This is a genomic window from Thioclava sp. F34-6, from assembly GCF_002213235.1.
GTDB classification, from domain to species: domain Bacteria; phylum Pseudomonadota; class Alphaproteobacteria; order Rhodobacterales; family Rhodobacteraceae; genus Thioclava; species Thioclava nitratireducens.
Window position 1 is genome coordinate 185,383 of sequence record NZ_NBOA01000002.1, and the last position, 13,143, is coordinate 198,525.

The 13,143-nt window shown below is 65.7% G+C and carries 14 protein-coding genes and 1 other RNA gene; 9 read left to right on the forward strand and 6 right to left on the reverse strand.

Annotation, left to right across the window (positions count from 1 at the left end; translation table 11 throughout):
• Positions 1-13: 13 nt before the first annotated feature.
• Both B6V72_RS04115 and B6V72_RS04120 read right to left on the reverse strand, forming a co-directional pair.
• The gene (locus B6V72_RS04115; RefSeq protein WP_088734794.1) at positions 14-1,033 is read right to left on the reverse strand and encodes a hypothetical protein; all 1,020 of its coding nucleotides are present in this window, start codon (positions 1,031-1,033) and stop codon (positions 14-16) included.
• A 175-nt stretch (positions 1,034-1,208) separates the two neighbouring features.
• The gene (locus B6V72_RS04120) at positions 1,209-1,643 is read right to left on the reverse strand and encodes a DsrE family protein (RefSeq protein WP_075773950.1); all 435 of its coding nucleotides are present in this window, start codon (positions 1,641-1,643) and stop codon (positions 1,209-1,211) included.
• A 197-nt stretch (positions 1,644-1,840) separates the two neighbouring features.
• Here B6V72_RS04120 and rnpB point away from each other — a divergent pair.
• The 4 genes from rnpB to rpmG all read left to right on the forward strand — a co-directional run bounded on the left by rnpB (position 1,841) and on the right by rpmG (position 3,951).
• Positions 1,841-2,255, forward strand: an RNA gene (gene rnpB / locus B6V72_RS04125) — RNase P RNA component class A.
• A 195-nt stretch (positions 2,256-2,450) separates the two neighbouring features.
• Positions 2,451-2,834 carry a DUF302 domain-containing protein gene (locus B6V72_RS04130; protein WP_075773951.1) on the forward strand — a complete coding sequence of 128 codons (384 nt, stop codon included), beginning with the start codon at positions 2,451-2,453 and terminating at the stop codon, positions 2,832-2,834.
• 80 nt (positions 2,835-2,914) lie between these two features.
• Complete coding sequence (locus tag B6V72_RS04135) at positions 2,915-3,625, forward strand: tellurite resistance TerB family protein (RefSeq protein ID WP_088719534.1); 711 nt, start codon at positions 2,915-2,917, stop codon at positions 3,623-3,625.
• Between the two features lie 158 nt (positions 3,626-3,783).
• Positions 3,784-3,951, forward strand: coding sequence for a 50S ribosomal protein L33 (rpmG, locus tag B6V72_RS04140; RefSeq protein ID WP_036638206.1), 168 nt, complete (start codon positions 3,784-3,786; stop codon positions 3,949-3,951).
• A gap of 353 nt (positions 3,952-4,304) precedes the next feature.
• Here the strand turns inward: rpmG and B6V72_RS04145 are convergent, their stop codons facing one another.
• Both B6V72_RS04145 and B6V72_RS04150 read right to left on the reverse strand, forming a co-directional pair.
• Positions 4,305-4,634 (reverse strand): AzlD domain-containing protein, encoded by a 330-nt coding sequence (locus tag B6V72_RS04145; protein ID WP_075773953.1) that lies wholly within the window; start codon positions 4,632-4,634, stop codon positions 4,305-4,307.
• Complete coding sequence (locus tag B6V72_RS04150; protein ID WP_240497064.1) at positions 4,631-5,377, reverse strand: AzlC family ABC transporter permease; 747 nt, start codon at positions 5,375-5,377, stop codon at positions 4,631-4,633. The genes B6V72_RS04145 and B6V72_RS04150 overlap by 4 nt, the downstream gene beginning before the upstream one ends.
• 88 nt (positions 5,378-5,465) lie before the next feature.
• On the opposite strand from B6V72_RS04150, the gene mobA reads away from it, so the two are divergent.
• Both mobA and B6V72_RS04160 read left to right on the forward strand, forming a co-directional pair.
• Complete coding sequence (mobA, locus tag B6V72_RS04155) at positions 5,466-6,068, forward strand: molybdenum cofactor guanylyltransferase MobA (protein WP_255415013.1); 603 nt, start codon at positions 5,466-5,468, stop codon at positions 6,066-6,068.
• Complete coding sequence (locus tag B6V72_RS04160) at positions 6,065-6,652, forward strand: GNAT family N-acetyltransferase (protein WP_240497678.1); 588 nt, start codon at positions 6,065-6,067, stop codon at positions 6,650-6,652. The genes mobA and B6V72_RS04160 overlap by 4 nt, the downstream gene beginning before the upstream one ends.
• 74 nt (positions 6,653-6,726) lie before the next feature.
• On the opposite strand, the gene B6V72_RS04165 is transcribed toward B6V72_RS04160, so the two are convergent.
• The gene (locus tag B6V72_RS04165) at positions 6,727-7,773 is read right to left on the reverse strand and encodes a hypothetical protein (protein ID WP_233242995.1); all 1,047 of its coding nucleotides are present in this window, start codon (positions 7,771-7,773) and stop codon (positions 6,727-6,729) included.
• Between the two features lie 63 nt (positions 7,774-7,836).
• On the reverse strand, positions 7,837-8,307 hold the full coding sequence (gene greA / locus B6V72_RS04170) for a transcription elongation factor GreA (protein WP_078522518.1): 471 nt from the start codon (positions 8,305-8,307) through the stop codon (positions 7,837-7,839).
• A 237-nt stretch (positions 8,308-8,544) separates the two neighbouring features.
• On the opposite strand from greA, the gene B6V72_RS04175 reads away from it, so the two are divergent.
• From B6V72_RS04175 to B6V72_RS04185, 3 genes are all read left to right on the forward strand, one after another.
• Positions 8,545-10,191, forward strand: a complete 1,647-nt coding sequence (locus B6V72_RS04175) for an electron transfer flavoprotein-ubiquinone oxidoreductase (RefSeq protein ID WP_088734798.1) — start codon at positions 8,545-8,547, stop codon at positions 10,189-10,191.
• A gap of 164 nt (positions 10,192-10,355) precedes the next feature.
• Positions 10,356-12,230, forward strand: coding sequence for a tetratricopeptide repeat protein (locus tag B6V72_RS04180; RefSeq protein ID WP_088734800.1), 1,875 nt, complete (start codon positions 10,356-10,358; stop codon positions 12,228-12,230).
• The gene (locus tag B6V72_RS04185) at positions 12,217-13,098 is read left to right on the forward strand and encodes a 4-(cytidine 5'-diphospho)-2-C-methyl-D-erythritol kinase (protein WP_088734802.1); all 882 of its coding nucleotides are present in this window, start codon (positions 12,217-12,219) and stop codon (positions 13,096-13,098) included. The genes B6V72_RS04180 and B6V72_RS04185 overlap by 14 nt, the downstream gene beginning before the upstream one ends.
• Positions 13,099-13,143: the final 45 nt, after the last annotated feature.

Consider the following 13,143-nt stretch of genomic DNA (forward strand, 5'->3'; position numbering starts at 1 on the left):
TCGGGGCCGTTTTTCATTGCGCTGAGCAGATATCCTGCAGGGCCACCCATTGCGCATCTTCGAGAACCGGCTTCGGCGCGGGCTGGCCCTTGAACGGATCGGCCTCGATCAGGCCCAGCACGGACTCTCCGGTCGGGTCGAGCGCGTAGGCGTAGGGCGTCGCGCTGACCCCGGCCTCGCGGAAGGCGCGCAGAAGCGTGTCGCCATCGGCGCGAGCAGGTGGACGCTGCAACAGGTCCTGCGCATATTCGGCCAGTCCGCTCTCGGGAAGGTCGCCCGTCGTCAGCAGCCGCAGCGCCGCCGCGGGCCCGAGACGGTCGAGCATCCGGTGCAGCGGGCGTTCTCCGGCGGCGCTGTTCTGCGCGGCGATGATGTAGCCCGCGACGACCTCGGGGGTGTCCGGCCCGTTGATCGTGTCGCGACCGACCACGGTCATCCCGCCGGGCAACAGCCGCGCCCCTTCGAGCGCCTGCGGCAGGACCGCGATCGCCGATTGTCCGGGCAGTCGCTCGGCGAGGGCCGAGAGCGCGCGATCGCCGGCGGGGCTGTGACAGGCAGCGCCCGTCATCTTTACCATCTCCGACAGCAGCTTACGCCCGATCTCGACGCGCTTTGCCTGGGGTGCGACGCGCGCGGCATGATCGACCAGCGCCGAGGGTAGCCAGAACAGCGCCACCGCGCCGACTGCCAGCAGAACCGCCCCGATGAGCACGCCGCGCAGCCGCCCCGGATGCGGGCGCTGTGCGGCGATCATCGCGTGAACCTTCTCGATCGCGGCGATCATCGTTTCGTCTTCGACCTCGAGCTCTTCGCCCGGCTCCTCGGATGGGGCGAAGATCGCGGGGCGCTTGCCGGGATTGCGACGGTGCATCGCGGGCAGCGACCAATGTGCGAGTGCCGTGCCGGAGCGCACCTCCGACAGCACAAGCGTCGCGTCGCCCAGCGAGAGGATCACCTCGCGGCGTTGTGCGTCCGCATCGGGACGCCATATGCCGATCGCCTCGAGGCGCTCATATTCGGAAAGGGCGGTCATGCGGGCCCGTTACTGCTCTTGTTTGTCAAGAGGATAGCCGATCCTGCCGGGGGGTCAATCAAACAGCCCTGCCTGCAACGTAAGCCGCCCCGCTCGGAAGGCCGAGCGGGGCGATCTGGGGCGCAATTCAGAGTGGAGTGCGCGGGATGCGTGGTGCTGCCCGCGCTCTCGTCCGTCAGGGGCGCAGATAGGCGTAACCGTCGCGCTGCAGATCGACGAGGTAGGCCGCGCCGGACGGGACGATCTCCGCCTCTTCGACCATCGGAGGCTCCTTGCCGAGCTTCTTCGTCATACCGGCGAGCGTGTTGGCGCAGGCGCGGAAATGGATCGGCTGGCCCAGCATCGCCATTTCCTCGATCCGGGCTTTCACCGGCGAGGTATCGGCGCGCAGCATGTTGAGACCGGGCCCGTAGGTGACCAGCTCGATCTGCACGTCTTCGCCCTGGTCCTTGTAGTATTGGATCATGTTGAGCGCGTTGTTGAGCGCCATGTTCATCACTTGTGGGTCGGCGCTGTTGACCTGAATCGCGATCTTCTCGTTCGCCATCGCGGGCAACGCCCAAACCATCGCCGCGAGCGCGAGCCCGAGGCGCAGTCCTCCCTTGTCCATCGTGATCTCCCTTTCACTTCAATGGAAGCTCAGCCTCGACGTGCCGGGGTCGAAAAGCAAGCGATTGCACGGATCGCTCCGCAAATTTCACGTCCTCGTGATGGATGGCTGGCGCTCTCGGCCCGGCTACGGGCGCGCGCGGTGCGCCCATCCGGGCGATTGACCGCATGAGTGCGAATGTCTATCTGCTGCCTTGCGCGGATGGCTGGATGGCCGCGAGCGCTCGTAGCCCCGCGCAATGCGGGCAGCCGGGTGCCCGAGGAAAGTCCGGACTCCATGAAGCAACGGTGCCGGGTAACGCCCGGGCGGGGAAACCCGACGGAAAGCGCCACAGAAAACAGACCGCCCCGGTTTCGGCCGGGGTCAGGGTGAAACGGTGGGGTAAGAGCCCACCGCGGGACTGGCAACAGGACCGGCACGGCAAGCCCCACCGGGAGCAACGCCGAATAGGGATCGTGTGCTGCGCCGCTTGCGGTGATGGCAGGGGAGCTTCGCCCCGAGCGATCCGGGTTGGCGGCTGGACCCTGCGAGCAATCGCAGGGCGAGAGGAATGGTCATCCACGGGGGCGCGAGCCCTCGGGACAAAATCCGGCTTACAGGCCGTCCGCGCAAATTCCGCTTCCACTATCGCCAGAAAACGCGGGCATGGAACAAGCTCCCACCCGCACGGGTTCCCGCCATTGCGGCACAGCGAGCGCGCGTTGAAGCACAGGCCTCGCCATGATCGTGACTTGCGTTTCGGACCGAATTAACCACGCTCGAAGCAAAGGCAAACAAAGCTGAGACGAATAGGGGAGAGAGATTGCCATGGGCTATACGATCGACAAGGTGATGACCGGGGCATTCGACGAGGTCGAGGCGAAAGTGCGCGAGGGATTGGCTGATGCGGGCTTCGGCGTGCTGACCGAGATCAACGTCTCGGCCACGATGAAGGCCAAGCTCGACAAGGACATGCCGCGCTACAAAATCCTCGGTGCCTGCAACCCGAAGTTGGCCTACGAGGCGATCGGCTTCGCGCCGCGGATCGGGGCGATGCTGCCCTGCAACGTGGTCCTGCGCGAGGTCGAAAACGGGATCGAGGTCAGCGCGGTCGACCCGGTGGCTTCGATGCTGGCGGTCGAGAACGACGATCTCGTGGAAGTCGCCAGCCAGGTGCGCCAGATGCTCGCCGACGTGATCGCCAAACTGTAGGCCGCACGAGTTTTTTCTAGCCAAGCGCGCCGACGCGCGCGAAGCTGTCGCAACAGGAAACCGAATTTCGGGGGAATGATATGAGCTTCGTGAAGACATTGGCCACGCTCGCGGTGGGCTTCGCCGCTGCCAAGGGCGTGGAGCGTTTCAACAAGATGGGCGGTCTCGACGGCATGAAGGACGCGCTCGGCAAGGCGGGCGAACCCGGCGGTATGGGTGACCAGATGGGCGAGTGGGCCGAGAAGATGGGCATGCCCGGCGGCAAGGAGACCGTGCGCGGTCTGTTCGGCCAATTCGGCTCTCAGGCGGCCTCCGCGACGGCTGCGACCGAGGCGGGACTGGGCGCGCTGATCGGCGCCATGACCGGCGCTGCGAAGACGGGCGCGGGCAATATCTCGGAAATGCTCGGCGCCGTGACCTCCGGCACGCCGGTCAACGCGATGATGGAAGATCAGGCCAAGCTGATGATCCGCGCAATGATTCAGGCCGCGAAAGCCGATGGCGAGATCGACGACAAAGAGCGGCAGACCATTCTCGATCACCTGTCCGATGCCTCCGATGAGGAAATCGCCTTCGTGAAGGCCGAACTCGACGGCCCGATCGACATCACCGCTCTGGCCAATGCCACCTCGGATCACATGAAGTCGCAGGTCTATTCCGCAGCGCTTCTTCCGATCACAGTCGATACCGAGGCGGAGAAGCAATATCTGGCGAATCTGGCTGCCGCGCTGGGCCTCGAGACGGAGAAAGTCGCCCAGATCCACGAGACGATGGGCAAGCCGCTGATCTGAGCGGAGAGAGCCTTCCGGCTTTATGGGGCGCGGGCGAAGAATTTTCAGCTTGCGGCCCGGTTTGCCGGTTGACTCCGCATCGCGCATCGCTAAAAGGCGGGCTTCAAGGATTCCGCGGGTGCGTAGTTTTTTCGATGCCCGGAGCTAGGAGATAGACAATGGCGAAGCCGACGACGATCAAGATCCGTCTGAACTCGACGGCGGGCACCGGGCACTTCTATGTGACCAAGAAGAACGCCCGCACCATGACCGAAAAGATGACCGTGAACAAATACGATCCGGTCGCGCGCAAGCACGTCGAATACAAGGAAGGCAAGATCAAGTAAGATCGCCTGACCTTGACGGTTAGAAGGCCGTGCCTCCGGGCACGGCCTTTTTCTTTTTGTATTGGAAGCTGGCTGCCCGGATCAGCCGCGAAGTCGCCCGGGCCGCGCCCGACCTCTCCCCCGGGGAGGGCGCATTGGCGATGTCGTCGCGGGTCTATGTGTCTTGCGGGCTTGCGAGATAAAGCACCCTGCCATAGGCGGGGAAAGCGCCCACCCGAGGTCGGGCGCGGCCCTCTGGAGGCTCAAAATGGAGTTACCGGGGTTTCCCCGGTGCATTGCTCGCGCAATCCGCGTTCGCCGCTTCGGTGGCTTCTCTGGAGTCCCCGATCTGCGCCTTCAGCGCAGGCTGCGGCTCACACCAGCCACAGCGAGAGGTAAAGCGCTGCGAGCCCGCTCAGAATCGCCCACAGCGTGTTGCGCGTCGCGATCCCGACGCCGAGCGTCGCGAAGGCCGCGATCATCCGCGCGGGGTCGGTCTCACCGCCGGTACCTGCGGGCCACAGCACCAGCGGGGCCACGAGCCCCGGCAGCACCGCAACCGGCGTGTAGCGCAGGTAGCGCAGCGCCCATTCGGGCAATTGCCGGTCGCCGAGAAACCCCATGAAGGAATAGCGCAGGAAGTAGGTGCCGATCCCCAGTGCGACGATGATTCCCCAGACCAAAGCGTCCGAATAGCCGTTCATTCCCGCACCGCCTTTCTACGCGCGACCCAAAGCTCGACCTGCGCGCCTGTCACCATCGCGGCGACGGCGGCGATCATCAGCCCAACGCCTGAGGGCAGGAAGCTCAGCGCCAGTGCGCCCACGACCGAGACGGCCGCCGCGGCGACATGGGCCAACGTGCGCAGCGCCGGCCCGATCATCGCAAGAAAGGTGATCGGCACCGCGAAATCGAGCGCGAATTCCGGCGGGATCTGCGCGCCGACCAACGCGCCGACAAGGGTCGCGACATACCAGTTCGGGCAGACCGGGGAGCAGACACCCGCGTAATAGGCCAGCTTCTCGGCGCGGCTCATGTCGGGCTCGGCCTCGTATTCATTGGCCGCCATCGCATAGGCCTGATCGACCATGAAATAGGCCACCAACGCCTTCTGCCACGTCTTCGCCTTGCCGAAATGCGGGGTGAGGGCCGCCGAATACATCGCCATGCGCAGATTGACCGCAAGCGAGGCTGCGAGGATCAGCACGACCGGCGCGTGATCGCCCATCAGTTGCAATGCGGTGAACTGCGCGGCGCCCGCGATGACCATCACCGAGAAGCCCATCACCTGGACCAGATCGAGCCCCGCACTGGTTGCGGCCACGCCGAACAGGAGGCCGAAAGGCACGATGACCAGAAGGAACGGCAGGCCATGCCGAAATCCGCGCCAATAGGCGGCCCGCACCGCGCCTTTCGGGGCCGTCCCGTTCGCAGTCATGTCCGACATGATGCTTGTCTCCCGTTCTCAGTTGCGGGACAGATAGGGAAGGATGCGGGCAAAGGCAAAGCGCGCGATTGTATTGGAGGCAATCATCTTGACCGCTGGCGAAGAAGTCGGGCCGCGCGTGGTCGCGGTGATCCTTGCGGGCGGGCAGGGCCGGCGCATGGGCGGCGTCGACAAGGCGATGGTGATGCTCGCCGGACGCCCGCTATTTGCCCATGTCGCAGCACGGATCGGTCCGCAGGTGGCAGGGCTCGCGATCTCCGCCAATGGTGCGGCGGTTCGATTCGCTCCGATCCCCGTTCTACCCGATCCGCCCCAAAGGCAGGGCGAGGGCCCCCTGGCGGGGCTCCTGAGCGCGCTGGATTGGGCGGCGGAGCAGGGCGCGGATATGCTGCTCAGCGTTCCCGTCGACACACCTTTCCTGCCCCGCGACCTCGTTGCCCGGCTGCGCGCTCCCGGCGGCGCGGCTTACGCCGCCTCGGCCGGTCGCGACCACCCGAGCGTCGCGCTGTGCCCGGTCATGGAGCGGCCGCGGATAGCCGAGCTGTTCGCCTCGGGCGAACGCCGATTGCGTGCGGCCTTCCCGGAGGCGACGCGGGTGGCGTTCGAGGGCAGCCCAGACCCGTTCACCAATCTCAACACGCCCGAGGATCTCGCCACGGCGGCCGCGCATCTGGCTGAGGCGACCCGGTGACCCAGGTGTCGATCCGGCACGGGCTCGCACGCGAGCATCGCGCAGCGGCGGCGGAGCTTTACTGGCAGGCCTTCGGCGGCAAGCTCGGCCGCGTGATGGGGCCGGAGCAGCGCGCCTTGGGCTTCATCGCCGAGGTGATCGATCCGAGCCACGCGCTCTCGGCGCTCGATGGCGATGGCGCGCTGGTCGGGGTGGTCGGGTTTCGCACGCTGCGCGGCTCCTTCGTCGGCGGTAGCTGGGCCGATCTGCGCAGCCATTACGGGCGCGGTGGCGGGCTCTGGCGCGGCGCCTGCCTGCATCTTCTGGCCCACGATTTGCCCGAAGGCGGAATGATGGTCGACGGGATCGCCGTCCACCCGGAACTGCGCGGCGCAGGCATCGGGCGCGCGCTGATCGAGGCGCTGTCCCACGAGGCGCGCATGCGTGGCTACCGGGCGCTCTGTCTCGACGTGATCGACGAGAACCTGCGCGCACGCGCCTTGTACCAACGGCTGGGCTTCGAGGTGACGGGGCGGCGCAGTTCGCGACTGACGCGGCTGGTCTTCGATTTCCGTTCGGTGCAACTGATGCGCCGCGCGCTCTGAAGGCTCCGCCGCGCCCTTTCGTATTGGCTCAAATATCCCCGGGGGGTGAGGGCGAAGCCCGAGGGGCTGGCCCCTCAGTCGAAACTGCCGGTGACGCGCCCCAGAAGCATGAAGGCGCGCGCGGTGCGGGTTTCGGCCATCTCGGCGATGTCCTGATCGGAGGCGTTCTTCTCGAACTCGGCGAAGGTCCGGTCGAACTGGCGCAGGAAGTGATGCGCCACGTCGCGGAAGATCGTATCGCCGCGCATCCGGCCCGCGCTGAGCGCCAGCGACGAGCGATCGCGAATGCCGCCGAGGCTGGTGATCTCGCGGCCGCGCTCGCCTTGCGCAAAACGGCGCCATAGTTCGGGCCGGGCACGGTCGGGTTTGAGGTCATCCATGTAGATGCCGTCCTGCGCGAGCAGGTTCAGCACATCCTGCGCCGAGCGCAGCAGCTTTGCCGTCGAACGGTCTTCGAGCGCGCGGCGTAGCGCGCGGAAGCCCTCGGTATCGTCGGGCGAATCCGGGAAGTTCAGCGCGCGGACGAAATCCGCGACCGAGAGCGGCGCGCGAAGGTCCTCCGCCGGGGTGCCGAGCGCCAGCATCGGTTCGCTGTCATCGGGTCGGGGCGGGGGCGGCGCGACCAGCGCCGCCTTGCGGTCGGCGGAGGGCTGGCTTGCCTGCACGTCGCGGCGCGAGGCGAAGGTCGCGATCGTGGTCTCCGCCTGACGGGCGACGGCAGCGATCTCGTCGAGCTTCTTCTCGACATTCTGATCGGTACGCATCGCCTGCTGATTGAGCCAGGCGGTACGCATCGCCTCGATCGATTGTCGCAGCGCGGCGGTTTCGGCGCGCATCTCGCGGGTAGCGCGCGCGGTCACGGCGGCGACCCAGACCATCACGATCGGCACCGCCATCCCCACGACGAGGCTGACGGTGGCAAACAGCGACGCGGCGCGCGCGATCCCGGGTGCGAAGAACCAGAAGGCCGCGACCAGGAAGACCCACAGGATGCTCAGCCCCAGCGCGATCCATTCCGGCGCGCCGGGAAAGCGTGTCTTGAGGCGTGGACGACCGGCAGGCGGGTGAGATCCGCCGGGCATGGCGAACCGATCCTTGTCCTGCTCTGCGGGTCCTTCCATTCAGGCTCTCCGTCAGTGGCGCACGGGCACATGCTCAGAGGCAGCCGCGCAGGGGCGTCCGTGTCAGGCGAAAACGATCTTGAGGATTTCGTAAGCCTTGTCGCCACCCGGCGTGCGAACCTCGACAGAGTCGCCCTCGTCCTTGCCGATCAGCGCGCGCGCCAGAGGCGACTTCATGTTGAGCTTGCCCTTCTCCAGATCGGCTTCGGGTTCGCCGACGATCTGGTAGGTCTTCTCTTCGTCAGTGTCCTCGTCGACGATGGTCACTGTCGCGCCGAATTTCACGGCGCCCGACATCTTCGACGGGTCGATTACCTCGGCACGGCCCAGAAGCCCTTCGAGCTCCTTGATCCGGCCTTCGATAAAGCCCTGCTTCTCGCGTGCCGAATGGTATTCGGCATTCTCCGAGAGGTCGCCCAGTTCCCGCGCTTCCGCGATCGCGGCAATGATCGCGGGACGCTCTTCGGACTTGAGCTTTTTCAATTCTGTATTGAGCGCGTCAAAACCTGCGCGCGTCATCGGTTGTTTGTCCATGGAAGGCTCCCGAACTCGGAACTGTCCCCAATTCAGGGCATCTAAATCTGCTCTCACCCCCGGAAGTCAAGTGGACAGCGCGATTTTCGCGGCGAATTGCCGATCTCGTCAGTTCGGGAAGGCGGCGTAATTTGGCGCAAGATTGTTGCGCGGCATCGCAGCGTAACAATTGCCTCGTTACGCGAGGTAGGCTAGGCAGGACGCCAGCCAGGACGACCAACAAGGGGTTCGACAGACATGACCGACGTGACGCGCGAGTCGATGGAATATGATGTGGTGATCGTGGGCGCGGGGCCTGCAGGGCTTTCGGCGGCGATCCGCCTCAAACAGATCGACCCGGAGCTCGAGGTCGTCGTGCTCGAGAAGGGCTCGGAAGTGGGCGCGCATATCCTGTCGGGCGCGGTGCTCGACACCAGCGGGTTGGATCAGCTGATCCCCGACTGGAAGGACAAGGGCGCGCCGATCACCGTGCCGGTCAAGAAGGACAATTTCTATGTCCTCGGAGAGGCCGGAGCGATGCGCATTCCGAACTGGCCGATGCCGCGCCTGATGTCGAACCATGGCAAATACATCGTCTCGATGGGCAATGTCTGCCGCTGGATGGCCGAGCAGGCTGAAGCCCTCGGCGTCGAGATTTTCCCGGGCATGGCCGCGTCGGAAATCGTCTGGGATGGAGACCGGGTGGCCGGTGTCGTCGCGGGCGAATTCGGCAAGAACCCTGATGGAACCGAGGGCCCGGGCTACGAGCCGGGCATGGAACTGCGTGGCAAATACGTGATGATCGCCGAGGGCGTGCGCGGCTCGCTCGCCAAGGTGGTGATGGAGAAGCACAACCTCTCCGACGGTCACTGCCCGCAGAAATTCGGCCTCGGCATGAAGGAAATCTGGGAGATCGACCCCGAGAAGCACCGCGAGGGCACCGTGACCCATACGATGGGCTGGCCTTTGGGCGGCAATGCGGGCGGCGGGTCGTTCATCTATCACCTCGACAACAATCAGGTCTATGTCGGCTTCGTCGTGCACCTGAACTACGAGAATCCGCATCTCTACCCCTATATGGAGTTCCAGCGCTTCAAGCATCACCCGATGGTTGCGGAGCTGCTGGAGGGCGGCAAGCGCGTGGCTTACGGCGCGCGGGCGATCTCGGAAGGCGGCTGGCAGTCGATCCCGAAACTGACCGTACCGGGCGCGGTGCTGCTGGGCTGTTCGGCGGGGCTCGTGAACGTGCCGCGCATCAAGGGCAACCATAACGCGATGCTCTCCGGCATCGCGGCGGCGGAAGCCGCGGCAGCCGCGATCAAGGGCGGGCGTTCGGGCGACGAGCTGACCGAGTACGAGACCGATCTGCGCTCCGGTCCGATCGCGGAAGACCTCAAGAAGGTCCGCAACGTGAAGCCGATGTGGTCGAAATGGGGGATGGTCCCCTCGCTCGTCCTCGGCGGGCTCGACATGTGGACCAACGATCTCTTCGGCTTCTCGCTGTTCGGCACGCTTAAGCATGGCAAATCGGATGCGAAAGCGACCGGCGAGGCGAAGAACTTCAAGCCGATCGACTACCCCAAACCCGATGGCAAGCTGAGCTTCGACCGCCTGACCAATGTCAGCTTCTCGAACACCAACCATGAAGAGAGCCAGCCCTGCCACCTGAAGCTGAAGGATCCGTCGATCCCGATCTCGGTGAACCTGCCGAAATATGACGAACCCGCGCAGCGCTATTGCCCGGCGGGCGTCTACGAGGTGGTCGGCGAGGGCGACGACGCGAAGTTCCAGATCAACTTCCAGAACTGCGTCCACTGCAAGACCTGCGACATCAAGGACCCGAGCCAGAACATCAACTGGACCACCCCGCAGGGCGGCGACGGGCCGAACTACCCGAACATGTGATCGCGAAAGGGGCCTGCGGGCCCCTTTTTCGTTTCCACCGCTCCTCGCCCCCATCACAACGCCGTGTCTGTAACGGCGGCTTCCCGCGTGCGGTGGTTCGGCTCATTGTAATGCCCGCAGCGCCCCGTTACGCTCGATTTCGACCCGAATGAGAGGACCGTTTCGTGCCGAGTTTTAAGACCCCGCTGCGCCTTGCGCTCTTCGCCCTCTTGATGGGCTCCACCGCGCCCCTGCCGCTGTTCGCTCAGGATGCGCCGACGGCCGGCAGCGCCGAGGATGCCGCGCAGGCTGCCGATACTGCTGCTGCCAAAGGCGATGCAGGCGACACCGCGAATGACCCGAGCCCTGCGGAGGCGGGGGCCTATCTCGCCGCGCGCATCGCGTCGCAGCAATTCGATTTCGCCGAAGCCGCGCATTACTACCGCCAGTTGATGGCCAGCGGCGATACCAGTGGCACGACGGCAGAGGCCACGCTCGTCTCAGAGATCGCGATCGCCGATTTCGACCGTGCCACGCCGCTTGCGCAGCAGATGGTCGAGGCCGGCACCGGAAGCCAGATCGCGGCGCTGACCGTGCTCGCTGCGGACGCGCATGACAAGAACTGGAGCGCCGCGCTCAAGTTGCTCGACAGCGATGCCGATCCGGGGCCGCTCGTGGGCGGGCTGACCAAGGCCTGGGTGCTTGCGGGCGACGGCAAGATGTCCGACGCCTCCGCTGCCTTCGACGAGGTCGGCAAGCAGCAGGGCCTCGCAGCCTTCGCGGGTTTCCACAAGGCGCTCGCACTAGCGCTCGTCGGCGATTACGAGGGGGCTGATGCGATCCTCTCGGGCGAAGATGGCGAGAAGATCACCTCGACCCGTCGCGGCGTTCTGGCCCATGTCGAGGTGCTCTCGCAACTCGAGAAGAACAAGGAGGCGCTGAAGCTGATCGAGGATCGCTTCGGCAAGGATCTCGACCCGCAGCTTAAAGATATCCGCTCCAAGCTGGAGGCGGGCGACACGCTGCCTTTCGACGTTGTGCGCAATGCGTCCGACGGCGTTGCAGAGGTCTATTACTCGGTCGCGCAGGCCCTGATCGGCGATGCGCCCGACACGTTCACGCTGGTGCATTCGCGGCTGGCCAACATGATCCGGCCCGACATGGATGACGCCACTCTGCTGACCGCGTCGATGCTCGACCAGCAGGGCCAATACGATCTGGCCATCGAAGCCTATGCCGATATCAAGCCCGACAGCCCGATCTACCACGCCGCCGAAATCGGGCGCGCGGAATCGATGGTGCGCGCGGGCCGCAACGATGCGGCCATCGAAGTGCTCGAGAACCTGTCGCGCAGCCGACCCAACCTCGTCGGCGTCTGGACCGCTCTGGGCGATACGCTCCGCCGCGAGAGCCGCTTTGCCGAGGCTGCGAAAGCCTATGACAAGGCGATCGATCTGCTCGGTCAACCCGAGCCGAAGGACTGGTTCGTCTGGTATTCGCGCGCCATCGCGCAGGAACGCTCGGGTAACTGGGACGAGGCTGAGAAGGGTTTCCGCGAGGCGCTGCGCCTTTCGCCCGATCAGCCCTCTGTGCTGAACTATCTGGGCTATTCCTACGTGGACAAGGGCGAAAACCTCGACGAGGCGCTCGACATGATCCGCAAGGCCGCCGCCGAGCGTCCCGATGCGGGCTTCATCATCGACAGCCTCGGCTGGGCGCTGTTCAAGCTTGGCCATTACCAAGAGGCGGCCCAGAAGATGGAGCGAGCCGTGGAGCTCGAGCCGCGCGATCCGCTGCTCAACGACCACTTGGGCGATGTGCTCTGGGCCGTGGGCCGCCAGCGCGAGGCGAAATTCCAGTGGCGCCGCGCGTTGTCCTTCGCGACCGACGATGCGGAGACCACCGAGGAACTCGATCCCGACGCGATCCGCCGCAAGATCGAGGTAGGTCTGGACCAGCAGCGCAAGGAGCAGGGTCTGCCGCCGCTCGAGGATAAGGGCCCGAGCAAGGATAGCCCCAAGGCCGCCCCCGAAACGCCCGCGAGCGATGCGAATAATTGACGCTTTCGCGCCTGCGAAGATCAACCTGACGCTGCATGTCATCGGCCAGAGGGCCGATGGCTATCACCTGCTCGACAGTCTCGTGGCTTTCGGGCCGATGGGCGACCGGTTGGTGCTGCGCGAGAGCGACGCGCTGTCGCTCAGCGTGGCAGGCCCCGAGGCGGCGGGCGTGCCTGCCGATCCGTCGAACCTCGTGCTGAAAGCCGCGTCCCTCCTGTCGCGCCCGGCGGGGCAGGGAGCAGAAATCCATCTCGACAAATATCTGCCGCCCGCCTCGGGCATCGGCGGTGGATCGTCAGACGCGGCGGCTGCGCTGCGGGCGCTGGCTGCGCTTTGGGACCATCCGCTTCCGGCGGAGACCGCACAACTTGGGGCAGACGTGCCGATGTGCCTGACGCCACGCCCCCAGCGCGTGCGCGGCATTGGTGAGGCGCTCGACCTCGTGTCGCTGCCGCCGCTGCCCGCGCTACTGGTGAACCCGCGTGTGGAGGTGCCGACGCCTGCGATCTTCAAGGGGCTAGATTCGAAGGACAATCCGCCGATGCCCGAGGTGCTGCCGACTTTTACTGGCGCGCCTGACTGCATCGACTGGCTGGCCACGCAGCGTAACGATCTGCAGGCGCCTGCCATCGCCTCGGCCCCCGTGATCGGGGAGGTGCTGGACGCGCTCATGACGCTCCCCGGCTGTCGTCTCGCGCGCATGTCGGGCTCTGGTGCGACCTGTTTCGCGCTGTTCGAGACGCTGGACGCCGCGCAGGCTGCGGAAGCCACGCTGGCTCAGCGCCGCCCTGGCTGGTGGCGGGCCTCCGGCATGCTCGGCGATCAGACGCAAAAGGCGCAGCCCCATAGCCGCGCCTCTACTTCTTGACCCAAATATCCCGTGGGGAGCCCGCAGGGCGGGGGGTAGTGCCCC

Excerpts from the sequence above, each read along its gene's own strand:
- B6V72_RS04115 (WP_088734794.1), bottom strand. The coding sequence starts at position 1,033 with ATGACCGCCCTTTCCGAATATGAGCGCCTCGAGGCGATCGGCATATGG.
- B6V72_RS04120 (WP_075773950.1), bottom strand. The coding sequence starts at position 1,643 with ATGGACAAGGGAGGACTGCGCCTCGGGCTCGCGCTCGCGGCGATGGTT.
- B6V72_RS04130 (WP_075773951.1), top strand. The coding sequence starts at position 2,451 with ATGGGCTATACGATCGACAAGGTGATGACCGGGGCATTCGACGAGGTC.
- B6V72_RS04135 (WP_088719534.1), top strand. The coding sequence starts at position 2,915 with ATGAGCTTCGTGAAGACATTGGCCACGCTCGCGGTGGGCTTCGCCGCT.
- rpmG (WP_036638206.1), top strand. The coding sequence starts at position 3,784 with ATGGCGAAGCCGACGACGATCAAGATCCGTCTGAACTCGACGGCGGGC.
- B6V72_RS04145 (WP_075773953.1), bottom strand. The coding sequence starts at position 4,634 with ATGAACGGCTATTCGGACGCTTTGGTCTGGGGAATCATCGTCGCACTG.
- B6V72_RS04150 (WP_240497064.1), bottom strand. The coding sequence starts at position 5,377 with ATGTCGGACATGACTGCGAACGGGACGGCCCCGAAAGGCGCGGTGCGG.
- B6V72_RS04165 (WP_233242995.1), bottom strand. The coding sequence starts at position 7,773 with ATGGAAGGACCCGCAGAGCAGGACAAGGATCGGTTCGCCATGCCCGGC.
- greA (WP_078522518.1), bottom strand. The coding sequence starts at position 8,307 with ATGGACAAACAACCGATGACGCGCGCAGGTTTTGACGCGCTCAATACA.
- B6V72_RS04175 (WP_088734798.1), top strand. The coding sequence starts at position 8,545 with ATGACCGACGTGACGCGCGAGTCGATGGAATATGATGTGGTGATCGTG.
- B6V72_RS04185 (WP_088734802.1), top strand. The coding sequence starts at position 12,217 with ATGCGAATAATTGACGCTTTCGCGCCTGCGAAGATCAACCTGACGCTG.